The organism is Alteromonas sp. Cnat3-28 (assembly GCF_022348265.1).
Classification (GTDB): Bacteria; Pseudomonadota; Gammaproteobacteria; order Enterobacterales; family Alteromonadaceae; genus Alteromonas; species Alteromonas macleodii.
This window is the reverse complement of record NZ_JAKREY010000016.1, coordinates 61,867-86,014: the sequence shown is the minus strand read 5'-3', so window position 1 is coordinate 86,014 and position 24,148 is coordinate 61,867. Positions and strand designations below refer to the sequence as shown.

General features: G+C 44.1%; 23 protein-coding genes and 3 rRNA genes. 13 read left to right on the top strand and 13 right to left on the bottom strand.

The features are described from left to right. From MHM87_RS15505 to rrf (MHM87_RS15495), 3 genes are all read left to right on the top strand, one after another. Positions 1-115, top strand: a 23S ribosomal RNA gene (locus MHM87_RS15505); the annotation flags it as partial. Positions 116-250: 135 nt separating this feature from the next. Next, a 5S ribosomal RNA gene (gene rrf / locus MHM87_RS15500) occupies positions 251-366 on the top strand. A gap of 141 nt (positions 367-507) precedes the next feature. Beyond that, a 5S ribosomal RNA gene (rrf, locus tag MHM87_RS15495) occupies positions 508-623 on the top strand. A gap of 39 nt (positions 624-662) precedes the next feature. Here rrf (MHM87_RS15495) and MHM87_RS15490 read toward each other — a convergent pair. The 9 genes from MHM87_RS15490 to MHM87_RS15450 form a co-directional block, all read right to left on the bottom strand. Then, complete coding sequence (locus MHM87_RS15490; RefSeq protein ID WP_239260038.1) at positions 663-1,193, bottom strand: acyloxyacyl hydrolase; 531 nt, start codon at positions 1,191-1,193, stop codon at positions 663-665. A gap of 136 nt (positions 1,194-1,329) precedes the next feature. Continuing rightward, entirely contained in the window at positions 1,330-2,160 is an 831-nt protein-coding gene (locus tag MHM87_RS15485) for a substrate-binding domain-containing protein (RefSeq protein ID WP_239260036.1), read from the bottom strand. Continuing rightward, entirely contained in the window at positions 2,141-2,932 is a 792-nt protein-coding gene (locus MHM87_RS15480) for a hypothetical protein (protein ID WP_239260034.1), read from the bottom strand. The genes MHM87_RS15485 and MHM87_RS15480 overlap by 20 nt, the downstream gene beginning before the upstream one ends. A gap of 142 nt (positions 2,933-3,074) precedes the next feature. Next, complete coding sequence (locus MHM87_RS15475; RefSeq protein ID WP_239260032.1) at positions 3,075-6,164, bottom strand: error-prone DNA polymerase; 3,090 nt, start codon at positions 6,162-6,164, stop codon at positions 3,075-3,077. Positions 6,165-6,200: 36 nt separating this feature from the next. Further along, the gene (locus tag MHM87_RS15470) at positions 6,201-7,688 is read right to left on the bottom strand and encodes a DNA polymerase Y family protein (RefSeq protein WP_239260030.1); all 1,488 of its coding nucleotides are present in this window, start codon (positions 7,686-7,688) and stop codon (positions 6,201-6,203) included. Continuing rightward, on the bottom strand, positions 7,688-8,437 hold the full coding sequence (locus tag MHM87_RS15465) for a recombinase RecA (RefSeq protein WP_239260028.1): 750 nt from the start codon (positions 8,435-8,437) through the stop codon (positions 7,688-7,690). Before MHM87_RS15465 ends, MHM87_RS15470 begins: the two co-directional genes overlap by 1 nt. Before the next feature lie 244 nt (positions 8,438-8,681). Beyond that, the gene (locus tag MHM87_RS15460) at positions 8,682-9,191 is read right to left on the bottom strand and encodes a hypothetical protein (protein ID WP_239260026.1); all 510 of its coding nucleotides are present in this window, start codon (positions 9,189-9,191) and stop codon (positions 8,682-8,684) included. 2 nt (positions 9,192-9,193) lie between these two features. Further along, a complete protein-coding gene (locus tag MHM87_RS15455) occupies positions 9,194-10,945 on the bottom strand; it encodes a DUF885 domain-containing protein (RefSeq protein WP_239260024.1) in 1,752 nt (583 codons plus the stop codon). 38 nt (positions 10,946-10,983) lie between these two features. Continuing rightward, a complete protein-coding gene (locus MHM87_RS15450; RefSeq protein ID WP_061438894.1) occupies positions 10,984-11,319 on the bottom strand; it encodes a DUF1820 family protein in 336 nt (111 codons plus the stop codon). Positions 11,320-11,507: 188 nt separating this feature from the next. Here MHM87_RS15450 and MHM87_RS15445 point away from each other — a divergent pair, with 188 nt between their 5' ends. Next, positions 11,508-13,145 carry a M28 family metallopeptidase gene (locus MHM87_RS15445; protein ID WP_014947750.1) on the top strand — a complete coding sequence of 546 codons (1,638 nt, stop codon included), beginning with the start codon at positions 11,508-11,510 and terminating at the stop codon, positions 13,143-13,145. A 251-nt stretch (positions 13,146-13,396) separates the two neighbouring features. On the opposite strand, the gene slmA is transcribed toward MHM87_RS15445, so the two are convergent. Beyond that, a complete protein-coding gene (gene slmA, locus MHM87_RS15440) occupies positions 13,397-13,984 on the bottom strand; it encodes a nucleoid occlusion factor SlmA (protein ID WP_012516568.1) in 588 nt (195 codons plus the stop codon). A 115-nt stretch (positions 13,985-14,099) separates the two neighbouring features. After that, positions 14,100-15,329, bottom strand: coding sequence for a bifunctional phosphopantothenoylcysteine decarboxylase/phosphopantothenate--cysteine ligase CoaBC (coaBC, locus tag MHM87_RS15435; protein ID WP_239260022.1), 1,230 nt, complete (start codon positions 15,327-15,329; stop codon positions 14,100-14,102). Between the two features lie 209 nt (positions 15,330-15,538). Between coaBC and radC the strand changes: the two genes are divergently transcribed. From radC to mutM, 9 genes are all read left to right on the top strand, one after another. Continuing rightward, the gene (gene radC / locus MHM87_RS15430) at positions 15,539-16,216 is read left to right on the top strand and encodes a DNA repair protein RadC (RefSeq protein ID WP_014947752.1); all 678 of its coding nucleotides are present in this window, start codon (positions 15,539-15,541) and stop codon (positions 16,214-16,216) included. Positions 16,217-16,308: 92 nt separating this feature from the next. Then, the gene (locus MHM87_RS15425) at positions 16,309-16,662 is read left to right on the top strand and encodes a hypothetical protein (RefSeq protein ID WP_014977885.1); all 354 of its coding nucleotides are present in this window, start codon (positions 16,309-16,311) and stop codon (positions 16,660-16,662) included. Between the two features lie 94 nt (positions 16,663-16,756). Beyond that, a complete protein-coding gene (locus MHM87_RS15420) occupies positions 16,757-17,446 on the top strand; it encodes a YjbF family lipoprotein (protein ID WP_014947754.1) in 690 nt (229 codons plus the stop codon). Beyond that, on the top strand, positions 17,446-18,195 hold the full coding sequence (locus MHM87_RS15415) for a capsule biosynthesis GfcC family protein (RefSeq protein ID WP_239260020.1): 750 nt from the start codon (positions 17,446-17,448) through the stop codon (positions 18,193-18,195). The genes MHM87_RS15420 and MHM87_RS15415 overlap by 1 nt, the downstream gene beginning before the upstream one ends. Further along, complete coding sequence (locus MHM87_RS15410) at positions 18,192-20,294, top strand: YjbH domain-containing protein (protein WP_239260018.1); 2,103 nt, start codon at positions 18,192-18,194, stop codon at positions 20,292-20,294. Before MHM87_RS15415 ends, MHM87_RS15410 begins: the two co-directional genes overlap by 4 nt. A gap of 337 nt (positions 20,295-20,631) precedes the next feature. Then, on the top strand, positions 20,632-20,868 hold the full coding sequence (gene rpmB, locus MHM87_RS15405; RefSeq protein WP_014947757.1) for a 50S ribosomal protein L28: 237 nt from the start codon (positions 20,632-20,634) through the stop codon (positions 20,866-20,868). An 11-nt stretch (positions 20,869-20,879) separates the two neighbouring features. Beyond that, positions 20,880-21,035 (top strand): 50S ribosomal protein L33, encoded by a 156-nt coding sequence (gene rpmG, locus MHM87_RS15400; RefSeq protein WP_012516577.1) that lies wholly within the window; start codon positions 20,880-20,882, stop codon positions 21,033-21,035. Between the two features lie 266 nt (positions 21,036-21,301). Then, complete coding sequence (locus MHM87_RS15395; RefSeq protein ID WP_039226967.1) at positions 21,302-21,766, top strand: hypothetical protein; 465 nt, start codon at positions 21,302-21,304, stop codon at positions 21,764-21,766. Further along, complete coding sequence (gene mutM, locus MHM87_RS15390) at positions 21,767-22,576, top strand: bifunctional DNA-formamidopyrimidine glycosylase/DNA-(apurinic or apyrimidinic site) lyase (RefSeq protein ID WP_239260016.1); 810 nt, start codon at positions 21,767-21,769, stop codon at positions 22,574-22,576. An 18-nt stretch (positions 22,577-22,594) separates the two neighbouring features. On the opposite strand, the gene coaD is transcribed toward mutM, so the two are convergent. Both coaD and MHM87_RS15380 read right to left on the bottom strand, forming a co-directional pair. After that, entirely contained in the window at positions 22,595-23,083 is a 489-nt protein-coding gene (coaD, locus tag MHM87_RS15385) for a pantetheine-phosphate adenylyltransferase (RefSeq protein ID WP_014947760.1), read from the bottom strand. A gap of 98 nt (positions 23,084-23,181) precedes the next feature. Then, complete coding sequence (locus tag MHM87_RS15380; RefSeq protein ID WP_014977890.1) at positions 23,182-23,913, bottom strand: 3-deoxy-D-manno-octulosonic acid kinase; 732 nt, start codon at positions 23,911-23,913, stop codon at positions 23,182-23,184. Positions 23,914-24,148 lie beyond the last annotated feature (235 nt).

Sequence of the window (24,148 nt, the reverse complement as noted above, 5' to 3'; positions counted from 1 at the left end):
CCTGACCTTTAAGGTCTGGAAGGGTTGTTATAGACGATGACGTTGATAGGCAGGGTGTGGAAGCGTTGTAAGGCGTTAAGCTAACCTGTACTAATTGCCCGAGAGGCTTAACCATACAACGCCCAAGAAGCTTTAGGCTTTTAAGTGTTGTAGACAAGCTAAGCTCTGAAAAATGAGCAGAAAGTAGAGTGAAAAGTAGTTACTCATTGATTGAATTGATATCCAGTTTTCTAGATTGTTACCAGTTTTTCCTGGCAGCCATAGCGATACGGTACCACCTGACTCCATTCCGAACTCAGAAGTGAAACGTATTAGCGCCGATGGTAGTGTGGGGCTTCCCCATGTGAGAGTAGGACACTGCCAGGTCCCAATTAAAGAAACCCGCCTAACGGCGGGTTTTTTGCTTTATATAGAAGCTATAGCATTTTATGTATGCGAGCTAACAGAATTTAGTGAAGTTGAGAGTTCTCAGCTTTACGCAGTAAACGCTACTGCAAACCAGTTTTTCCTGGCAGCCATAGCGATACGGTACCACCTGACTCCATTCCGAACTCAGAAGTGAAACGTATTAGCGCCGATGGTAGTGTGGGGTTTCCCCATGTGAGAGTAGGACACTGCCAGGTCCCAATTAAAGAAACCCGCCTAACGGCGGGTTTTTTGCGTTAGAAATGGTAGGCGTAGGATAGGTTCAGGAAGTCTAATCCGGGGTTGTCGTTGTTAAAGCCGCCGTTTGAAAAGTGCATATAGCGTAGGGCTACATGTTGTTTCTTATCGATCTCTACAAACACACCCAATCTATCTTCAAACTGATAGTTAGATCCAATATCTTTACCAGCGACTTTCTGATTACCTATGTAACTCGCTCCTATCCCCGCTTCTATATATACGGGATATTTGTCATAGAGCGTTGAAACCTGTTTCATAAATACAGGAGTTAATGACGCGCCGTAGCTTGTAATATGTGTATCGTTTTCACCATACTCCCACACTACGGCACTCACTTCCCAGTATAGCTTTAGGTCGCCAAACCAATCAGTAGTAAGCGTTTGTTCAAGTGGCCTGTACGCGAAGCGCATACCATCGATATCGTCAAAGCCGTGCATATAATCTACACTCACGGTTTGTTTCGCTTGTACGCTACTTGCGGTGAAAATAATGAAAAAAGAAAATAGAAGTAGTGATGCCTGTTTCATAATTGCTCCTTGATCTGATAATCAACAAGCAAAATTTTTTCCAATTAAAAATTATCGTAATTTCAAAGTGATAATAAAAACTAAATGCCGAACTATTCCACGCGAGTAGTGTAATTTACTGACACTGTTGAAGTTTTTACAAAGGTGTCCAGCGTGTATCTGCACTTACATGTTGCTCTTCCATCAGACGCTCGATCAGTTGCTTTGTATCTTCAATACCATACTTCGCTTTAATTTTATTTATGCTTTCAGATTCTGAAAGTATGAATGTATTGAGCTCGGCAATGATCTCGGGGTGTTTTAAGGTTGATAGCGAAAATGAGACAACGTTGTGTGGCAGGGTTAAATCAGCGGCAAATGGTCCCATTTGCGGAAAGCGACGAGCAACGTTTTTAGCGGCATTATATTCCACATCTAAAGCATCTACGTTATCGCTCTGTAGAAGATTAAGCCCATCATAAATACTGTTTACGCCTGTTACCTTAACGGTACCGTTCTTAATTTGCTGTTCCCACTTTACAGGGGAAAATCCGTCTGGTGTCGCAATTCTAGAGATATGGTTCATTCCCTTGCCTACGTTTTCACTTTTAACCAAAGTGACTGCGAACGTTTCAGTTAGCGGCTTAGAGTAAACCTTTTTAAGGCCGTGGGTTATTTGATCGTACCATCTAGAGTTGTCGGGAAAGACAAAGTCTACATTGCCTTTCTTTAACTCTATTTGAAGGCGTTTAACTGGCATGCTCAAGTATACAAAGCGATGTCCGCTTTGCTTTGAGAATGCTTCAAGAATAGCCCAACCCAACCCCTTTTCATAATCCGATGAGAAGTTGTAATACGGATAATATTCAATATTTTGAGCGCCTACGATATAGGTGTCGGCTGAAACAAAAGGGCTTGAAAGTGTGCATGCAACTGGTAGTACAACCATTTGCACAAAGCGACGAATACTATTTCCAAACCTCTTCAATTTTCAATCCTTGTTCTATCAAAAGCTTCTGAGACAACTGCTCGAAAGGGGTTATTCCGTATTTTGTTTTTATACTATCAATTAATTCTGGATTTGAGGATATGAACTTATTAAGTTCACTAATAATGTCTTGATGATAAAGCGTAGATAGGGAAAAAGGAATTTCATTATGTGGAAGCGTCAAATCTAAAGTAAATGCGTCTTGCTCATATGATAGAGGAGCAGATCGCTGGCTAACGAAATACTCCAAATCTAACCCGTCTACACGTTCTTGGTACAAAAGCGCCAAGCCTTGTTGAATATCCGTAACCCAAGTTATTTGGGTTCGTTGAGTGTCTATTCTTTCTTGCCAATTTACCGGTGTGAAGCCTAACGGCATAGCGAGGTTTTTTATCTTTTCGATGCCTTTCCCAGCGTTCTGTCGTTTTACAATTGTCCCCGTTATTGCGCTGGTTAATGGGAGGGAAAAGTACTTGTCATTTGAAGTGGTAATGCTGTTATACCAGCCTCTATTATCAGGGTATACAAAGTCAACATTACCTTTAACTAACTCGAGTTGAAGCCGTCTTATGGGCAAGCTTAAATACACAAACTCGTGTCCCGAAGCTTCAGAAAAAGCTTCTAAAATTGACCAGGCAACCCCTTTATCTGTTGATGATGCAAAATCGTAATGGGGGAAATAAGCTAAGTTTTGTGCGCCAATCACATATTTATCTGCATAAATATTAAGGCTAAACAAACAGCCAATGAAAAGCCCAATACATCGCATCATTCTAAACTCCAAAATGACTACAGCAATTTACAATATACAAATAAATTATCTTTGAAGCATTTCCTTGAGAGGAAGTTTTTTAATACAAAAATAAATCGCGTATCTATACACCATAATTTATCGTTTTGCGGGTGTAAAATATTCAGTGAAAATCTCTTGAACTTAATGACAGCTTTTCGAGCCACGGCGTCCGATCAATAAGCTTACCTGCGATGATATGAATAACTCCCTCTTTGGAGTGTTCAATAATACCATTTACCTGTAGCAGTTTAGCTTTTAAGAATGTTTGTTGCTGAGCACGAGCGGTAGCTTGCCACACCACAACGTTCATATTGCCTATATCATCTTCCAAAGTCAGAAAGGTAACACCTGCGGCAGTGCCTGGTGCTTGACGACCTGTTACTGCGCCAAGCACTTTTACAACAGATTTATTGGTCTTGTCTTTAAGTGAATTGGACCAGCTTATGTCTTTAAGCTTATGCTGCTTCTTGAGTAAAGAAATAGGGTGGTTATTTACTGATAAGCCGGTTGAGGCATAGTCTTCAAGTAAGTTTTCTGCCTCGGTCGGTGCAGCACCCAGTGGTGTGGCATTTTTATCTGCATAAAAATCGTCAGTATCAAACAGTGGTAAACGCGTTTGAGTATCCATAATTCGCCAGCGGGTTTCGTATCGGTTGCCTGAAATAGTGCGAAGGGCATCGGCGCTAGCCAGTGCCTCTAGTTCATTACTTTTAAGCGATAGTTGCTGTAATTGTTCAACATTGGTATAGCCCTTATCTGAGCGGTTTTCCACGATAAGCTGAGACGATGCTTCACTTAAGCCTTTAATAAGCTTAAGGCCAAGCTGAATGTGTTTTTCTTGGCCTTGTACCACCAAAGAATGCTCAACGTCAGACTGGTTAACACAGGGCGCCTCTACCCGTATGTGATGACGCTTAGCGTCTTGAACTAACTGGGACGGGGAATAAAACCCCATGGGCCAGCTATTTAATAGCGCTACGTAAAACTCAACGGGAAAGTAAAACTTCAACCAGCAAGATACATAAGCTAATACGGCAAAAGACGCTGAGTGAGATTCAGGAAAGCCGTAACCTGCAAAGCCTTTTATTTGTTCAAATAAGTTGTGGGCGAACGTACTGTCATAGCCTTTGTCCGTCATCCCCTTAATAAGCTTGTCTCTGAACTCAAAAATTCTACCGTCTTTTTTCCAGCTCGCCATTGCGCGCCGCAGTTGATCGGCTTCTCCGCCACTGAAGCCAGCTGCAACCATGGCAAGCTGAATCACTTGCTCTTGAAAGATAGGCACGCCCATGGTGCGAGACAGAACTTTCTCCACATCTTTAGATGGGTAGCTAATGGTTTCGTTACCGTGTCGGCGTATCAAATAAGGGTGAACCATATCACCCTGAATCGGACCTGGCCGTACAATGGCTATTTGTACGACCAAATCGTAATAGCGACGAGGTTTGAGCCTTGGCAGCATAGACATCTGAGCCCGTGATTCTATTTGAAAAACGCCTACCGTATCGGCCCGACAAATCATATCGAAAACCTGTTTGTCATCTCCAAGCTTAGTAATGAACGGAATACTGGTTTCAACAGGGTACTGTTTATTGATAAGCGAGAATGCACGACGAATAGCGCTTAACATCCCAAGTGCCAGCACATCGACCTTTAAGAGACCCAAGGTTTCAATGTCGTCCTTATCCCACTGAATAATAGTACGCTCTTCCATCGCGGCGTTCTCAACAGGAACAAGATCGTAGAGCGGCCCTGCGCTAATAACAAAACCACCTACGTGTTGCGACAAGTGTCGGGGCGTGCCGAGTAAAGCTTCGGTAAGGGTAATTAACTGCTGTACTCTAGGCTCCTCAGGATTTAGCCCAAGCCCTGCCAGTTGAGACTTCCACGGAATAACGCTGTCCCGTCGATTAATCTGCTTTACCACAAAATCAAGCTGTGATTCGCTAAAGCCCAGCGCCTTGCCCACATCTTTAAAAGCCGATTTGAAGCGATAGCAAATAACCGTAGCCGCGATAGCGGTTCTTTCCCGGCCGTACTTTTGATAAATGTATTGGATGACCTCTTCACGGCGTTGATGCTCAAAATCCACATCAATATCTGGCGGTTCGTTACGCTCTTTGGAAATAAAGCGCTCGAACAGCACACTTATTTGCCTTGGGTCTACTGCGGTTATTTCCAAGCAATAGCACACTACCGAGTTGGCCGCAGAGCCGCGCCCTTGATACAAAATGCGTTGCCGCTTGGCAAATTGAACAATGTCGTAAATGGTTAAAAAGAAATACTCGTACTCTTGTTCGGCAATAAGCGTAAGTTCTTTTTCTATGGTTTGGCGGATATCAGGGGTTATACCTTCAGGAAAGCGCACTTTTATGCCGGCCTCTACACGTTCCCGCAAATACGAAGTGGGCGTATACCCTTCAGGTACAAGCTCTGCAGGATAGTGGTAGCGCAGCTCTTCTAAAGAAAATGTGAATGCGTGGGCAAGGGCATTGGTATTGGCAATCCATTTCTCAGGGTAAAGCTTCTTAATTTTTTGTACGGTTCGCAGACTACGCTCTGCATTACTCAACGCATCCCGACCTATTTTGTCTACACTGGTATGCACGTTAGTAGCATGCAATACATGTTGAAGCGGCAGTCTGTCGGCGTGATGCATGAGTACACCTGTACAGGCAATAACAGGAAAAGGATAGGCAGACTGCAGATGATTGTAATGCGCAAACCTGTGGTGATCCCGTCCGTCTAATAGGCGCTGAGCGCCAATATAGGCATCAATACTAGGGTGTTTTTGCAGCCATTCAGCCCAATGCTTGTCTTTAGCTTCTTTGCCGCTTGGTAACCAAATGAATTTGCAATGGCGAATGGTACGCAAGTCCCACTCAGCTAGTTGGTATTCACCTTTATCAGAGCGACGCCTCGCGTTAGTAATAATTCGGCACAGTTCGCTATAGGCCGCTTTGTTCGGGCACAACAGCACAAAAGATAAAGTGTCATCAAATACAAAGTAACTACCCACAATAAGCGTAATCGGTAGACCCTGATGCTTAATTTCATCGAAAGCTCGTACTACTCCCGCCACTGAGCATTCATCGGTAATGGCAAGCGCGTCGTAACCAAGGAAAGAAGCCGTGGTAACAAGCTCTGCGGGGGAAGAGGCGCCGCAAAGAAAGCTATAATTGCTTTGGCAAAAGAGCTCACTGTATTTCATGATATTGCCTTTACCCTTTTCTTTAACCGCATACCGCTAGCAAAAAAGGCCCTGCACCCACCAGCGGCTCTCTTCATCTTTAAACACTAAAAGCCTTACGCATTGCTCAGTTTGGGCGATGAAATAATCACGCTTTGTTGGGCTGTCATGCCACCACTCACTGTGTAATCGCACGGGGCCAAAGCAAATTTGGGTAGCCTGAATAAGCGGTTTAGGTACATCAAAAGTGAAGGTGGGCGTAATGTCACTGCTATAAGCATAATTACGGGTGCAGTTACCGACGCTCGACTCCGTCACCGTCATATATTCAAACTGATGGCTGTCGGCAGCGCGAGGTTGAAACGTACTGTTATCGCCTAGCTTCGCGTTTAAGCGCCCAATTAATTGCTTCTGTGCGATATCGTTAAATCTGTCGCTAAAAAAGTCGCCATTCTGCGTATCCATTTCTTCAAATTGCTGACAGGTAAGTGCAATGGCTGTGGCTGGCTCAGGCAACACCAGATTCTCAGTTTTAAGACTAAACAACGGCAGCCAACTTTGTACTGAGGACTGAGGCAGTGCCGAACGTATATTAATATCCATTACAGGTGCTTCTCTGAAATGAATATGTACACTGATGCTGGATGTATATAAGTTTCTTGCCCGTAAATAGTGAGACAAATGCTCAAACTGCTGGCTGACAAAAGGGGTTAGATGCTGCGTATTTTCAATATCAAAAGGCAATAGGATAAAGTTATCGAAGTGCTCCAAAGGCCTAAATAACGTAACCCGTGGAAAGGTTTCTCCCCTTAACGCAGTAAGATACATAATAGTGTTATTGTCAAAGCGCCGACCCAGTTCTTGTACCGGCATGGCCAACAGCTGTTGTACGCAGGAAACGCCCACCCTTGCCAATGAGTCAATGACTTTGGGAGATAGAGCCGTAATAGAAAGCGGGCACGCACTTAGCGCTTTTTTTATGTCATCGGGTGTATGTAAGTAGGTGTTAAATTTATGAAGCGCTAATACTTTTGCGGCCTCAATTGTCCATGCGCTAGCAAAATGATAACGAATATCTGCTTCTGCCAGTGCTTGAGTTAATGTTTTCCACAGTGGCGTATGACCGCCATAGTAATGAGTTAGGTTATCTAGCCTTACTGCCAGACCGCTGACACTATTCGAGTGAATGTGGTTGTCTAATACGATGTCAGAAGCCAGTGGATAAAGCCGATGGGCTAACTGCGTCAGCATATGCTTTTCGGCTTCTTCACTGAAAGGCAGAATATGTACGTAAGGGCATAGCGCCGCCGCTTGAGCTAGCCCATGCCCAATTTCAATGCCTTCTTTTTTCGCAATATCATTACACTGCGTAATTTTGTTTGTTTTACTGCAGTACACTGCAACGGGAGTATTCGACGCTAACGCTGAATACTGGTTGTTAGTTTCGTGCTTCGACAACTGGCTATGTGCACGCTTACTTCTAGCCGCTTTGATATGGCTGTCTAAAGTTAGTTGATAGCAGTAAATATAAGCCCACAGCATCATTAGCTCACAGAGTGTAATGCCTGATCGGAAAGCGTGTTGTGTGCCATGGCCCATTTAATGGCCTGATTGTCGGGTGTCCACCGGTGGGAAATAACAATGTTATCTTTGGGCCACCCATGACGCTGCTTGCGTATGTTCACCGCCAAAGCGTGGGGTTTACCTTTTAGCGCAATATCCAACGTAATGGGTAATGCACTGTCGCTTTGATTCGAAGGAGTGGCTTGTGAATCACTTAAGCTGGCCTTTGGGTAACCTAACTGTGAGGCCTGCTGTTGCGGTGGAGTATACAGCAAGCACAGCGCATCATTATGCGTTGCCGCTACCTGCAGGCGTCGCGCTTCTTTTTGATTTACAGCATTACTCCACAGCACTACGCAATGGCAAGCCGTACTTTTTAAACATTGCTCTGCTGCCCACAAAGACTCTTGTTCAGAACTTGGTTTTACTACCAGCACTTGTTGCGCTTTAAGCCCCAAGTTTTCTAACCACGGCGACTGTAGTAGCCCGGGAGGGTTAATAAATACCACCAGCTTATGCGTACGGTGTTGGCATATAACCTGTTTAAAGAGTGAAAGTTCACCCATGCCGGTTAACGAAGAGATACGGACAAGACCTGTAGATGTAACGCCACCGTTAAGTGCTTTATCCAGACGCGGAAAACCCAGTGAAAACTTGGTTTCACTTTGTCTCTGATCTCTGGCCCGCCAAATATGCGGGTGGTTATTAAGCACGGATAACGATTTATTCATGGCACTATAATACTGTATTTTTATACAGTATTATAGTGCAGCAATAACCCTTTTCAAGACAAAAGGTTTTTGACTTGTCGTTTTAAGCGCTAACTTACTGATTAGTTTGGAAAGGTAAAAAGATTAAACTTTTAAAAGAGTGGGAACATGGCTAGGGTCGCAGGCCTTACTACATAGCAAAGCAGACGACCCTGCCATACAGTTAGCGCTGTATAGGCGTTAACGAGGGACGTAGAGTAAAATGTTACTCTTCAGATGGTTCTTTTTGAGCCTTTGCAGTCGTGCCACTTACTGTTGCTGTAACGGTTTGGCAAAAAGCAATGAAGCCGTCGGCCGTATTTTTTGACCACACCATACGCACGTTGCTAGGGAGTGCTTTCACCACCTCACGAATTTCCTCAAGCGTCACTTCTTCATTAAGCAGCACCTTATTCAGTGACTCCTCAAATGACATCCCTTTCTCACAACAGGCCATGACGATAGTCGAAAAGTTGCGCATAAGCGGGTGCAGCGCATTGTATTGAGTTTGGTCGATAAGGCGGCTTTTATAGGCGCTTTCAATACGCGCAGTAAGATTTTTCTCCAACGCATCTGTAACAAGAACAAGGTTGCGATAAGCATACGTAACCTTGTTGTTGGTCTGTTTATTCGAGTGACGCAATAGCGCCAGCTCTTTCTGTAAATTCTGCGCTCGCAGCACAAAGTAAATTAAAAACAGGATAAGTAATACAATAACACCAAATGCAACGATCATGTTTATTGTGCCTTTTGTTCTTCTATAAACGTATTGATGTTTTGCTCCAAGATAAACAGTGGAACTGAGCCGTTTTCTAACACGGCGCGGTGGAATTTACGCACATCAAAACGCTCGCCTAATGCTTTCTCTGCCTTCTTGCGAAGGCCTTTAATTTTGATTTCACCAATCTTGTAAGACAAGGCTTGCGCTGGCCAAGAGATATAGCGGTCTATTTCAGTATTTACGTTGTGTTCTGAAAGCGCGGTGTTTTCCATCATATAATCAACCGCTTGTTGACGGCTCCAGCCCATCGTGTGCATACCGGTATCCACAACCAAGCGACACGCACGCCACATTTCGTAGCTTAAGCGACCGAAGTTGTCGTACGGCGTTTCGTAAATACCTGCTTCAATACCTAAAAACTCAGAGTACAGACCCCAGCCTTCACCAAACGCTGAAATATAGGTGTTACGACGTACCATAGGTAAGTCTTCAAGCTCTGCTGCCAACGATATTTGAAGGTGGTGGCCAGGCACTGCTTCGTGCAATGTCAGTGCAGGCAATGCATACAAAGGGCGCTTATCGAGGGCATACGTGTTTACCCAGTAATATCCTGGCTGATCATCGCGGCTAGGATGAATGTAACGGCCCGTTGTATATTTGGGCGCGATAGCGTCTGGTACAGGCGCTACACCGTAGGGTGTTCTTGGCAGATACTCAAAGAGCGAAGGAAGTTTTGCGTCCATTTTCTTTGCAATAAACGACGCCTCTTTCAGCAAATCTTCAGCGCTGGTGGCATAGAATTGCGGGTCTTCGCGTAAAAACGTAATGAATTCGTTAATGTCGCCATCAAAGCCAAGCTCATCCACAATTTGCTGCATTTGCGCGCGAATGCGTTTTACTTCAGACAACCCTAAATCATGGATTTCCTGAGGCGTCATATCCGTGGTGGTGTAATGCTTGGCTCTATTGGCGTAATACGCCACGCCATCAGGCCAGTTATTCGCGGCAATATCTTCACGGGCATTAGGAATGTATTCATCTACCATGAAGTCGTAGAACATTTGATACGCAGGCAATACGCTGCTATTTATGGCAGCCTTGCCTTGCTCCGTTAGCGCTGATTTTTGCTCGGCAGTAAAGTACTCTGGGAAAAGGGTAAATGGAGAATAAAAGCCACTGTCCTCGGCGCTTTCAACAATGTATGACGCCACTGAGTTCTCAAACCCTTTCAGCACGATTTTAGGTTGCGTGTAGCCTTCTTTTAGCGCCTGTTTCATATACGCAATTTGTTGGTCAAAATAAGGCTTAAGCGCATTTAGGCGGCTAATGTAGGCCTGATAATCTTCTACGCGCTTAAAGGTGGATAAATTAGGAAGTGAGGCCATTGCCCCGTGAAAGCCATATTCTGAATTGATAGGCACTAAATGCGCGCGATACGTATATTCGTCCACATAGTTAGCTAAACGATATTGTTGCATCAGCAAGGCAATATAAGCATCAGTAGAGATGTCTTCTTTTTTATACTGACTTAAGGCCTTTTGAAAAGTACGCCATTGTTCATTTTGTGCTTTCAGGGCTTTGGGTGAGTTGTCTGGTAATACGTGAGCGAGTGAAGTATCGCCTTCGCGAGAAGCTAGAAGCGGGGAAACCGAAAGCTCGTACTGCCAAATATCGTCAAGTAGTTGATACAAGCTTTCATCGTTAAGGTCCTTTGCAGATGAGTTAACGCTGCAAATAAATAATAATGCTGCTAAAACATAGCGATACATAAGGGTCTCCGGCAACCTTCACCGGAATGACCCGGCGGTTACTCTTTCGTTGGTGTATATATTGGACTAGGGAAAGCAGTTACTTTATCAGATTTATTTTCTAATTTAGTAATTTTGGCTGAACCTTTTTTATTTACGGCGTCAATGCGCAAAATGTTGTGCATCGGAACATAAGTTTTTGTTACTTCAGAAAATTCGGTTTTCAACCTTTCATGACTAGGGTCTACAACAACACTTGTGTGAGTATCCCACACAAAGTCACCTATCTCGATAAAGCCAAACAAAGCGCCCTGCATAAGGCTTTTCACGTATAACTCATAGCGCTCACCGTTGCTGATGAACTGAACGCGGTAAAGAATGTCGTCTTTTGACATAGATGCTGCTCTTCACTAAAAAATATAAAAACACCCGGAAGCTGAGCCGGCATGCGGCTAACAATTTTACCTTGCTCCTAAAATGCGAGCAACGGTAGGAAACACATGGTAAACGTAAGCAGTTTAATGGTATTCCGCCTATTAACTGCGTTACCATGATGCACACTTAGTTATATGGTGAAATTAGAATGATAAAAAAACTCCTTATAGGTAGTGCAATGACAGCAATGACCTTTGCTGCTACTGCCCATAACCACGCATCGACAGACAATGCTTTTAACCCTGATACACAGCGAATCAAATCGCACCTGTTTTTCCTAGCAGATGATTTGCTTGAAGGTCGTGACACGGGCTCTCGTGGCCATGAAATTGCGGCGCTGTATATTGCGACCGAATTTGCTAAATATGGTTTGAAGCCAGCGGGTACAGACGGCTACATGCAAAACGTAGCGTTTCGCAAAGCGAATCTGGTTCAAGAGTCTCCCAAGTTTACTTTCACGCAAAACGGCGAAACCGTCGATTTTGACTACCCGAAAGAATATCTAGCTAGCCCGAGCTTGCTTAGCACCGAGGCTAATGTAAAAGGTGAAATGGTCTTTGTGGGCTACGGCATTGTGGCAGACGAGCTATCTCACAACGATTACAAAGACTTAGATGTAAAAGGTAAGGTTGTTGTAGCGCTTGCTGGTAAGCCAAGCGACTTTCCATCAGAAGAGGGCGCTCACTTTGCATCCGGCTATCAAAAGCAAAAGTATGCGGTAGACAATGGCGCTATTGGCATGATCACTATCACAACGCCTAAAAATGAAAAGGTACGCCCTTATCAAAGCCGTTTGAACTACATCCATACGCCGCGTATGGCATGGCTAGACGACAGTGGTCAGCCTGCAAACAGTTTTTCTCAGCTTAAAGGTGGCGCTTACATGAGTGAAGGCGCTGCGCGTAAGTTATTTGAAGGCGCAGAAAAGAGCCTTGATGACGTTTATGCACAGCTTGAAGCCGACAAAGTACCGCAAGGCTTTGCGTTAAACGGTGTGGTTGATATCAGTAAGACGAGCGTACACGACACCATCACTAGCCCAAATGTTGTGGGTGTACTTGAAGGTTCTGACCCAGAGCTTAAAAACGAGTATGTGGTTTTCTCTGCTCACTCTGACCATATTGGTTTTGCCAAGACCGTGAAGAAAGACAACATTAACAATGGTGCCATGGACAATGCGTCTGGTACGTCAGTGATGTTAGAAACTGCACGCCTGTTTAGCGAAATGGAAGAAAAGCCAAAGCGCTCAATTCTGTTCGTATCGGTAACGGGTGAAGAGAAGGGCCTGCTAGGTGCAGACTATTTTGCTCGTAATCCAACTGTACCGGTTACTTCAATGGTGGCGAACGTAAATCTAGATATGCCAATTTTGACTTACGAGTTTGCAGACGTTATTGCGTTTGGCGCGAACCACAGTGATTTGCAAGAATCAGTGGAAAAAGCGGCGGCGAATGCCAACATTGAACTAAGCCCTGACCCATGGCCTGAGCAAGCGTTATTCACTCGCTCAGATCACTATGCGTTTGTAAAGCAAGGTGTGCCTTCAGTGTTTATGGTGCCGGGTCTGAAGTCTAAAGATCCTAACGTAGATGGCAGCAAGGTGTTTGGTCAGTTCTTATCTACGCACTACCATAAGCCTAGCGACGACATTAACCAGCCATTCAACTGGAATGCGGCAGAGACTTTCACCAAGGTTAACGCGCAAATTGGTTGGACACTAGCAAACCAAAAGAACAAGCCTAAGTGGAACGACGGCGATTTCTTTGGAAACACGTTTAGCAAGTAAGTCCAATTAAACATTAAAAAGCAGCATTTTTATGCTGCTTTTTTTGTGCCTGTAGCTTACGGACAGTGACTGAAATAATGAATTATGTGCATGTTGGAACGCTGAGGGCTGAGCTCGGCAGCTATTTGATTTCATCACACTTTTCACATTAATTTTGAAAGGTGTCAATGCAATATAGGATGGGAACAAGCAAGAAAAAAGGCGCTTGAAAGCGCCTTAGTCGTAACCCTTAGTCGTAACTTAATTGGGTTCTAAACAAACATTTGCTTGAAAGCAGCCCATTGTTCATTGAACTGCTCAGTTGGCTTACGCGTAAATCCACTACGGATAAAGCCATTAATACGGCCATCGGTGTAGCAAATCATCATGTTGGCGATAATAGCTTCGTCAGCAGAAAGGGTTTTACCTTCGCGTAGCTTGCGCTCTCTTAGCACTTGTTTGAGTTGTGTTTCTAAACGCTCGAAAAGCTTTGCTATGCGCGCGCGCAACCGGTCTTGTTCACCCATTAACGCATCACCATTTAATATTCGAGTAATACCCGGATTCTTCTCAGCAAAGCCCAAAATAAGATGAAGAATAAGCTGACAACGCGTAAGCGAGTCTTTCTCTTCATTCACAATCTTATTGATGCGCGTGAAAAGTGTTTCTTCAATAAACTCGATAAGCCCTTCAAACATTCGCGCTTTACTTGGAAAGTGACGGTAAAGTGCCGCTTCAGACACTCCCACTTTTTCCGCTAATTTAGCAGTAGTGATACGTTGACCTGGGCTGGTTTCTAACATTCCAGCAAGTGCTTGCAGAATTTGAGCTCTGCGATTTGTTTTTTTGACAGCAGGCATGACGAAAGTATTTCCTCCGCTACCGAGTTATAGCAACTCGGGCTCCATGTTAAGTTGGCTTACACCAAAGCGTTTATATTTATCGTTTTTATTATCGACACTTAATAAGCATCTGTTAGTTTTTATTGTTTAAAGCGTAGCGCTCTGCAATAAGTGCAAGTAATTGACCCGCTAACTCGCTTTTACTGGTTGCAGGTAATCGTTTATCACCATCTTGCCATATTACGTGCAGTGCATTTTTATCACTGTTAAACCCCAGACCCTCGGCAGTAATATCGTTAGCCGCAATCATGTCTAGCTTCTTTTTGGCTAGCTTCGAGCGCGCATAATCTTCTACATTTTGGCTTTCGGCCGCAAAGCCTACACAAAATGGTCTGTCTTGGCTGGTGGATATGGTTGCTAGAATATCAGGGTTTTTAACAAAAGTAAGTGTTAACTCATCACCGGTTTTCTTAATTTTATTGTCGGCAACGCTCACGGCCTTGTAATCTGCTACAGCAGCCGTACTAATAAATATATCTGTGGAGGCTTTAAGCGTTTGACAAGTATTAAGCATTTCATCTGCGGTAGTGACATTAATACGGTCACAGCGTTCGGGCGTTTCAAGCGACACAGGACCTGCCACTAAGGTTACATTTGCCCCCGCGAGTGCTGCTGCCTGAGCGATGGCAAACCCCATCTTTCCTGAGCTGTGATTTGAAATATATCGTACAGGGTCCAAAGGCTCTCTGGTTGGTCCCGCTGTTACCGTAATATTCTTTCCCGATAACGCCTTTAGCGACGAAGAAAGGGATAAAGCGTCTCTCTCTGCGTCATTTATTACATTGGCAATATCAACAGGCTCAACCATTCGACCTGAACCCACATCGCCACAGGCTTGTTCACCACTTGCCGGGCCAATAAAGGTTACGCCGTGCTCTTTTAAAATATCGATGTTGCGCTTTGTTGCTACCGCTTTCCACATTTGTTGATTCATGGCAGGAGCAATAAAGAGTTTCGCTGTTGTTGCAAGGTACAGTGTAGTCAGCAAGTCATCTGCCATACCGTGAGCAAGCTTAGCGATGGTGTTTGCGGTTGCGGGGGCAACAAGTAAGATATCAGCCCACTTTGCCAATTCAATATGTCCCATCGCGGCTTCAGCAGCAGGGTCAAGCAGCTGGCGATGCACAGGGTTTCCTGACACAGCCTGAAGTGATAATGAACTGACAAACTCTGCAGCAGAGTCTGTTAGAACCACACGCACGTTTGCGCCTAACGCAGTAAGCTTGCGCACAAGATCAGGTGCTTTATAAGCGGCAATCCCGCCAGTAACACCTAGCAAAATATTTTTGTTAGCAATAGACATAGAAGAACACAAAATCTCGAAATTAGCGTTAGCCTACCATGGTGACAAAAAATCGGATAGCTGAACGAAAGTAGGTCTTGTTTCAACTGTGGCAGATAAGCAGTGCCTACAGGTGTCAAAAGTCAATGATAAACCCGCCTTTTATACAGTCGTTTCTTTGTCACCATTCATCTATAAACAACCTTTTATAGAATAGTCGGGCTAGATGAATGTCGATAAAAGTATGGCCAAAGAATGAAAGGCCAAGAGAAAAATTATTGCAGCATGGGGCTGAAAGCTTAAGTGATGCTGAACTCATCGCTGTCTTGCTGGGAAAAGGTGTGAAAGGAAAAAGCGCTGTGTCTGTGGCACATGAACTTCTCAACGAGCTAGGCTGCTTACGGGGTGTGGTAACGGCAACGAAAGAACGGTTTGCCAAAATAACGGGAGTTGGACCGTGCAAGTATGCGCAGTTTCAGGCGGGCTTTGAAATATTTAAACGCAATTTAGAAATAAAGCTGAAGCGTCAGGATGTTTTTAATAATGTAGATGATACTAAACGTTATCTACAGGCAAAGCTAAGAGACTGTGAGCGTGAGAAGTTCGCGCTTTTAATGCTTGATAGCCAACATCAGCTTATTGCTTTTCGTACCATGTTTAATGGCACGATCAATAGTGCCGCAGTGTATCCAAGAGAATTGATCAAACAAGTAATGATCGATAATGCAGCCGCGATCATTTTGGTTCATAATCATCCTTCAGGCGTTGCTGAGCCTAGTCATGCGGATATACGATTAACCGCAGAGATCAAAAGCGCAATGGCGTCGATCGATGTGCCTGTTTTAGATCATTTTGTGGTTGGTGATAAAGAAACTGTTTCATTCGCACAGCGAGGCTTGTTAAGATAAGAAATCTAAGTCATTTGTCGATTATAATCTAGTCAAATGGTTGAAAATGATTTAGCATAGGATTTAGTGGGTTATTTTATTAAAGGACTGTTATGAAGAAGTCAATCATTGCATTATTTGCAGCTGCAACTATGGTTGCAGGCGTTAACGCACAAGACGGTGAAGGTGGTAGTGGTACTACTGGCATCGGCGGCGTAAGCGGCGGTGTGATCGCGTCTGGTGTTGTTGTTGCGGGTATCGTTGCGGGTGTTGTAAACAACAACTCTGCTGATGCACCAGGAAATGGCGGCACTACTCCAGGTCAACCTACTTGTGAAGGTGACGACCAAATCGTTGATGGTGTGTGCGTAGGTACAACCGAAACTGTTACTGTAACTACCTCTGGTTCTGTAACAAAAACCATCACCGTACCTGTTACATTTACTTACGCACCGACCGTACAGTAAATTTAAGAGTATTCGAAAAAGCCGCTTTTTTTAGCGGCTTTTTTTATTTTTATAGCAAAGTTCATTTGTTTTTAGTTTTTGTCGGCGCATTTTAATGAAACTACACACTTTATTTGCCCTTTCGGGTGTTGTTTGCCTTTTTCTTTCCGGATGTTCCACCACGTCACTAGCGTATTACAACACGCTGAAGCTCGCGCTAAAAGATAGAACAGTTAGTTATACCGTTGAAGAGATTGCTGCTAGTAAAGCTGATCTTATGCAAATTAAAGCGGGCGGAAGAGATGCAGCCTCGCTTGCCCTTGCGTATATCGATGGTGAAAAGTACCGGTGGGTATCTGGTGATAAAGTCATCTTCACCATGCACCATGGCATCATCGTTAAAACTGAAGGTTTGGATCACGACCTATACTACACGGGAAATCTTCAGCACAACCCGCTTGCCACCAACAATGTTCTGCCATTCAATTGGAAACGCAAAGTTGATATTGCTTCCATAGGTTACGGTGTGCCGGTTGACTCATCTTGGCGAATAGAAGGGGAAGAAACTCGCGAATATTTAGGTTTTTCTGTTCCGGTAATTAAGGTTATCGAAACCGTAGAATTTTCTGAATACACGCCATTTATCGACGTAGGGTTGTCGTGGGAAAACACGTATTTCTTGCACAAATACTCGAAGGAACTTCTGGCCTCAAAGCAGCAGTTCAGCCCTGAAGGAGACGTTTACGATATGGTTTATTTAAGCCGAGTAGTACGTGAGATGAAGACACAAGGAGCAACGCAATAATGAAGTATATCTATACGCTTTTTATTGCCCTAGGCCTTACTGCAGCTACCAAGTTATATGCAAATGATAACCTTGTTAGTGTCATGATAAACAAGCAAACCTATCAGTTCGACAGGCCAATACGACTATCAAGCGTACTGTCCATTGTCGCTGATAATGGTGATTGGTACTGGCCTTCAGCTTCAGCCTTTGATTTGGCTAACCCTGAAGCTGAGAAAGAGAAAGAAATGGCGTTATCTCAAATTAACGCGCTGCTCAATCAATTTGATGCCGACTCTGAAACGCACAAAGCCCTTCAGAACCTTTATGAACAGGTAAGTTCTTGGACAGTGTCTACGCGTATAGACATGCCAATTTCTTACAACAGAGCACGTTTATTTTTTGAAGATAACCCCATGTTTCAGCCCGGCAAATACTGGATTAGACTAAATGGACGACCTGACGTTGTGCATTTCTCTGGTGCTGTCGTAAAGCCAGGTGCTTATAAACATCAAAGCGATACGTCGGTATATACAGCTGTTCACACAGTTAAAAAAGTGGTTGATGCCGACAGAAGTCATGTCTATGTTATTGACCCAATGGGAAATATTGAAGAAAAGGGTATTGCGTATTGGAATTTAGATTTTGCCCAGCTGATGCCGGGCAGTCAGGTTTATGTTCCTATCTCTTCAGAACTATTCAGCAATAAACTTAAGCAACTAAATGAGCGCGTAGCCGCTTTAGCAGTACATAGGGTTTTACCTCAATGAGTGCGCCACTACTTTCTAAGAAAAAAACACTCGCGCTTGTAATTGGCAGCGCGCTTTCTTCTACCGCTTTTGCTGATACTCAAGTTCGCGTTACTCCTTCGCAGATGGTGCAGGGCGGAAATGGTCTTATTCAAACACCAACGGCTCGTATGCGAGACGAAGGTGGAATGGCCATTAACTATACCGACAACGGCGAATATCGCTTCTGGTCCGTTAACATTCAGCTTTACGATTGGATGGAAGCAACAGCCCGTTATACTGACGTGCGCACAAGACTTTACAGTCAAGTTGAATCATTCAGTGGTGATCAAACGCTGAAAGATAAAGGCTTAGACGTTAAATTCAGGTTATGGAAAGAAAGCTACTATCTGCCAGATATCAGTGTCGGCTTCAGAGACTTTGGTGGAACAGGCTTTTTTGAAAGTGAATACGTCAACGCCAGTAAATCTATCGGTCCATTCGACTTTCACCTTGGCTTAGGCTGGGGATATCTTGGTACAGCCGATGACATCAGCAACCCGTTTTGCGAGCTTAAAGACAGCTTCTGTGAACGCCCAGGGGGCTTTTCTGGCCGCGGTGGTAAGGTAGACTACGACCAGTTTTTCAAAGGAACAACCGCATTTTTCGGTGGTGTGGAATACCAAACACCTTGGGAACCGCTAACGCTAAAGCTTGAGTTCGAAGGGAATGACTATTCTCGTGACAGAGCTGGACAGCTAGAGCAAGATTCTCGTTGGAATGTTGGTGCAGTGTATCGTTATAAAGACTTCGATTTCACGTTGAACTATCAACGAGGTAATACCGTTGGTTTCGGCGTTACTTATCGCTTTAATATGAATACGGCTTCGCAAATAAAGTTCGATGAACCACCTAAGAACCTGATGGGTAGAAAGGTGCCACAAGACGTGAAAGATGTTGATAAATCCCGTCTTTACAATGACCTTTACCGGTCGGGAGGCTTTGTACTGTCTGATGCTGAAATTAAAGAGGACAGCGCTACGTTTTACGGTACACAGGTTGCCTATCGTGACAAGGATGAAGCCATTGAGCGAATTGGTCGCGTGGCGGCCTCAGAGCTTCCTGATTCCGTAAAAACCTATCATGTAGTAGACAATCGCGCAGGTCTTCCTTTAGTTGACACGCAGGTGGATGCCGAGGCCTTTATTGCTGCAGCGCGTTACGAATCTGTTGACGCAGATATCACTGAAACCTACGTCAGAACATCACCCTCAAAAGAAGTGCTCGACGCCTATAATCCTGCCAATACATCTGGCTTCTACTACAGCGCAGATTTCTTCTTTACCCAATCATTCGGTAACCCAGAAGATTTCTATCTGTATCAAACCGGATTATTGCTAAACGGCGGTTATGCTTTTAACGAAAACTTTGCAATCATGAGCAGTGCCAGGGTTACGCTTCTCGATAACTTCGACAAGTTTAACTACTTGGTAGATAACGAAGAAGTGTCGCTACCTCGCGTGCGTACTCGAGTTCGTGAATATGTGTCAGCAAACGATGTATGGCTAGATACAACATTCTTACATTACAAAGACACCATTGCAGAAGACCTCTATGCTCAAGCGTACGCGGGTTATCTAGAAACCATGTTTGCTGGTGTAGGCGGTGAAATATTGTATCGTCCCGTTGATAGTAATCTAGCTTACGGACTTGATATCGCTTACGTAAAACAGCGCGATCCTTACAGTCAAACAGGTCTGGAAGACTACACAGCGGTCACTGGACACGCCAGTGTCTATTGGCAGCCAGAATTCTTAGACGACACGCAAATTACCGTAAGTGCTGGACAATTCTTAGCCAAAGATAAAGGCGTGAATATCGATTATGCGAAGCGTTTCGATAGCGGTATCATTGTTGGTGCATATGCGGCATTTACTGATGTATCGTCAGAAGAATACGGCGAGGGAAGCTTCACCAAAGGCTTCTACATTTCCATACCTACAGATCTGTTCTTGTTAGAACCTACCAAAGGTCGCGGATTATTCCCATGGGTGCCGATTTCTCGTGATGGCGGTCAAATGCTGCGTCGACCCACTCGTTTGATTGACATGACTGAAATCAGGTCACCATTTTTTGATTAAATAGTAATACGCCGCGTTCGCGTGGCGTTTATTCTCGTGCGGATATCTTAGATGCTGCAATGCGAATATAAAATTAAAGCGTAGATTGCGTATTTATTCATAGCCTAACCGCTTAGGGAAAAGTACAATACGGGCCGTGAAAAATGAGAGCTGGTAGTTTTTCGAGCAAAAAAAAGCCAAAAAGTAACCTTTTTGTACTTTCTTATTGAAATGATCCTGCCTTTGCTGTATAAAATGCGCCCTCTAATTTATAGTAATACGTCATTTGACCCAACCACTGTTTGAGCGCTTGGGATTAACTGACGCGACAGTTATCGTTGTTCTGGAGACAAATACAATGTCAAGAGTATGCCAAGTAACAGGTAAGCGTCCAACGGTTGGTAATAACCGTTCACACGCAAGAAATGCGACTCGTCGTCGCTTTTTGCCAAACCTTCAAACACACCGTTTTTGGGTTGAGAGCGAAAACCGTTTTGTAAAACTACGTTTGTCTGCAAAAGGCATGCGTATCATCGACAAGAAAGGTATTGATTCAGTACTAACTGACATCCGTACCCGTGGTGAGAAAATCTAAGGAAGCCGACAATGCGTGATAAAATTAAACTAGTTTCTTCAGCAGGTACAGGTTTCTTCTACACTACTGATAAAAACAAGCGTAACATGCCTGGCAAAATGGAGATCAAAAAGTATGATCCCGTTGTGCGTAAGCACGTTATGTTCAAAGAGGCCAAAATCAAGTAATTAGCTTGCTTTTGTCTCCACGAAAACCCAGCCCTTGCTGGGTTTTTTGCTTTTTGAAGAAGATATTTCTACTTCATCACGTCACGATCCCACCAGATCCCATATTCGACTGTCCACGATCCCTTGAGTTTGTCTTGCGATCACTGCTTTCTCCCACTTACTTTTTTCCAGCAGGTCCTAGGTTTTCTTTGAATTGAATTAGCTTATATATTGGCTAGGTATTACTATATTCCTAATTTCAGGACTCATATTTAACGGAAAGTCAGGTGGCTAGAATTTCTCAGCGAGCAATGAATAACGTGGTCATTATTGCCATGCTTATCATGATTGCACTGTTCAACTTAGACAGTCTTGTACCTAAGAAGGACGTTGTTCAATCTCGCAGCCTGCTACCTGAAGACGCTTATGTGTTAAAAATAGAGCACGATGGCCATAGCTTAGAGCGAGTTGGACAGCAGTGGCGCCAGTCAGGTCAAAATACAGTCCTCGCCATCAAGCCGGATGTTCAGTTTTCACATTGGCAGCGGGCAAGGCTTGAGCCGGCCACGGACGTACCCGAAGCGATTACCAACGTACAGCCTTATATCGTCGTAGTATGGCTCGCAGGCAATAATAACGGCAATGTTTACGCCATCTATCCGAATACATCACCCGTTGTGATCAAATTTGAAAATAATTGGTACACATTAACCAACACCGAACTTGATAATCTTTTACCTTGGATACTGTAAATGCCTGAACTACCAGAAGTTGAAGTAAGCCGTTTGGGCGTTTCTCCACATCTTATTGGCAATACCATTACGCAGGTGGAGGTGCGTGAGCGAAGAATGCGCTGGCCCATTCCACAAGAGGTAGCGAACGTTGAAGGGCAGAGCGTTATTGCTGTAAAACGCCGCGCTAAATATCTACTTATTGAAACAGCCAAAGGCACGTTAATTTTACATTTAGGTATGTCGGGTAAGTTACGCGTTATCGATGCGTCGACACCAATTATTAAGCATGACCATGTAGACATTGTTTTAAACACAGGTAAGTGCTTACGTTTTAACGACCCAAGACGCTTTGGTGCAGTGTTATTTCAGGCCCCTGATATGCAAATAGCCATGCTTGATAACTTGGGTCCAGAGCCGCTTACAGACGACTTTGACGATAAGCGCTTATTTAAACTATCGCGCAATCGAAAAGGCCCCGTTAAAAACTTCATTATGGATAACGCCATTGTGGTAGGTGTAGGAAACATCTACGCGAACGAAGCACTCTTTTTAGCTGGTATAGACCCGCGAAGAGCCGCAGGCAACATCAGCGCTGCTCGCTATCAGTCGTTAACTGCAACCATTAAGCAAGTATTGGCCAAAGCCATTGAACAAGGCGGCACAACATTAAAAGACTTTGCGCAAACCGACGGTAAGCCTGGGTATTTTGCACAGCACTTGAATGTGTATGGGAGAAAAGGCGAGCCTTGTGAAGTGTGTGGCAAAGCCATTGAAAGTAAGGTTATTGGGCAGCGAAATACCTTTTTCTGTACTCACTGCCAACGCTAATACACTTACTATTGGTGCTTAATCTTTCTTACTCAGCCTGTCTTTTAAAGCTTTCTCAACAACTGGGTGGCAAAAGCCACTCACTGCACCGCGGTGAAGAGCGACTTCTTTTACTAGGGTGGACGAGATAAATGAATTCTCCTCTGCAGGAGTAAGAAAGACACTTTCTAGTTTGGGATTTAAACGGCGATTCATATTTGCGAGTTGAAACTCGTATTCGAAATCAGAAACTGCGCGTAAACCACGAATGAGAATTGTGGCATTTTGTTCGTCAGCAAAATCAGCCAATAAACCAGTAAACCCCACTACCTCGACATTTGGTAAGTCAGCAGTGACTTTTTTTATCATTTCTACGCGCTCTTCTAACGTAAACAGTGGCTTTTTACTTGGGTTAGAAGCAATCGCTACAATCACATGAGAAAATAACTGAGATGCGCGTTCAATAAGGTCGGCATGACCGTTAGTGATCGGGTCGAAAGTACCAGGGTAAAGTGCTCTAGTGTGCATAAAGTCGAATCTTTTCGTTGTAGAGGGTTTATGTGTTCAACGTGGCTAATGTAACACATTATTAGCGTATACCAATCCGCTTACCACATGTGCTTTTATTACTTCACTGCCTCGCGGTAACCATTCATACACGCTGACCAGTCGCTCTCTTGCCAGTGAAAGACAGGGTTCTTCGCTTTCTCTTTATGTAAAGAGCGCAGCAGCCGGTCTAAATTACCCTGTTTCCAGCTGTTACCTTGACGCTGCTCGCAGCGATCGAAATCGATAAGCCATATTTGCTTATCGCTATCAATCATGATGTTTCGAACGTTGGCATCATGATGGTACACCTGACAATTGTGCATAGCTGCCAGCGCTCGGCCAACCTCATACCACTCATCTTTATCCAGTGGTTTATCGCACAGTGCGTGGTGTAAATCTTTGCTATTTGGAATACTTAAAGTAATTAAATCGCCGCGGTAAATCAGGCCTCGGCGGTGTATACGCGCCGCAACAGGAACAGGCACAAGAAGACCTTGTGCTCGCATATATTCGAGCAGCCTGAACTCTTCAAACGGGCGAGAACGCTCAACACCAATAAACAGATATTGGTCGCTCAGTACTTTGCCCACCAAGCCACCACGTTTGAAATGGCGTAAAACCCAGCGCTGACCCTCATGCTCAATGAAAATGGTTGTACCACGTCCCTTGGCTTGACCTGTTATTTTGTCTTGAAGCTGCCAAAAGTCGGGGGTAAACATCTCCGCGTTGGGATGACTGACTAAAGTGTCGTCGAAAATAAAGTGGTGCCCAGCACCTATGTCTCGTCGTATTGTCGCCATGTCGCCCACAACTTATGGTAAATTCTTTATTCTAATGATTTATTTTGGTTTTTCAGCAACGACTGCGTTTCAGAGGTAAAAAAGTCTGTTTACGCGCTCATAGTTTTTACGTACTAAGATTATTTGTTGAAATAATGAATCTAATTCAACGTCTTAAGTATAAAAACCTAAGTCGTTATGCTCATACGCGAGTATCGTTGACCATATTCATCATTTTAGAATGAGCATGTTAAATTGCGGCGGC

Coding starts and splice junctions, on each gene's coding strand:
- MHM87_RS15490 (WP_239260038.1), bottom strand. CDS start 1,193: ATGAAACAGGCATCACTACTTCTATTTTCTTTTTTCATTATTTTCACC.
- MHM87_RS15480 (WP_239260034.1), bottom strand. CDS start 2,932: ATGATGCGATGTATTGGGCTTTTCATTGGCTGTTTGTTTAGCCTTAAT.
- MHM87_RS15475 (WP_239260032.1), bottom strand. CDS start 6,164: ATGAAATACAGTGAGCTCTTTTGCCAAAGCAATTATAGCTTTCTTTGC.
- MHM87_RS15470 (WP_239260030.1), bottom strand. CDS start 7,688: ATGATGCTGTGGGCTTATATTTACTGCTATCAACTAACTTTAGACAGC.
- MHM87_RS15465 (WP_239260028.1), bottom strand. CDS start 8,437: ATGAATAAATCGTTATCCGTGCTTAATAACCACCCGCATATTTGGCGG.
- MHM87_RS15460 (WP_239260026.1), bottom strand. CDS start 9,191: ATGATCGTTGCATTTGGTGTTATTGTATTACTTATCCTGTTTTTAATT.
- MHM87_RS15455 (WP_239260024.1), bottom strand. CDS start 10,945: ATGTATCGCTATGTTTTAGCAGCATTATTATTTATTTGCAGCGTTAAC.
- MHM87_RS15450 (WP_061438894.1), bottom strand. CDS start 11,319: ATGTCAAAAGACGACATTCTTTACCGCGTTCAGTTCATCAGCAACGGT.
- MHM87_RS15445 (WP_014947750.1), top strand. CDS start 11,508: ATGATAAAAAAACTCCTTATAGGTAGTGCAATGACAGCAATGACCTTT.
- slmA (WP_012516568.1), bottom strand. CDS start 13,984: ATGCCTGCTGTCAAAAAAACAAATCGCAGAGCTCAAATTCTGCAAGCA.
- coaBC (WP_239260022.1), bottom strand. CDS start 15,329: ATGTCTATTGCTAACAAAAATATTTTGCTAGGTGTTACTGGCGGGATT.
- radC (WP_014947752.1), top strand. CDS start 15,539: ATGTCGATAAAAGTATGGCCAAAGAATGAAAGGCCAAGAGAAAAATTA.
- MHM87_RS15425 (WP_014977885.1), top strand. CDS start 16,309: ATGAAGAAGTCAATCATTGCATTATTTGCAGCTGCAACTATGGTTGCA.
- MHM87_RS15420 (WP_014947754.1), top strand. CDS start 16,757: ATGAAACTACACACTTTATTTGCCCTTTCGGGTGTTGTTTGCCTTTTT.
- MHM87_RS15415 (WP_239260020.1), top strand. CDS start 17,446: ATGAAGTATATCTATACGCTTTTTATTGCCCTAGGCCTTACTGCAGCT.
- MHM87_RS15410 (WP_239260018.1), top strand. CDS start 18,192: ATGAGTGCGCCACTACTTTCTAAGAAAAAAACACTCGCGCTTGTAATT.
- rpmB (WP_014947757.1), top strand. CDS start 20,632: ATGTCAAGAGTATGCCAAGTAACAGGTAAGCGTCCAACGGTTGGTAAT.
- rpmG (WP_012516577.1), top strand. CDS start 20,880: ATGCGTGATAAAATTAAACTAGTTTCTTCAGCAGGTACAGGTTTCTTC.
- mutM (WP_239260016.1), top strand. CDS start 21,767: ATGCCTGAACTACCAGAAGTTGAAGTAAGCCGTTTGGGCGTTTCTCCA.
- coaD (WP_014947760.1), bottom strand. CDS start 23,083: ATGCACACTAGAGCACTTTACCCTGGTACTTTCGACCCGATCACTAAC.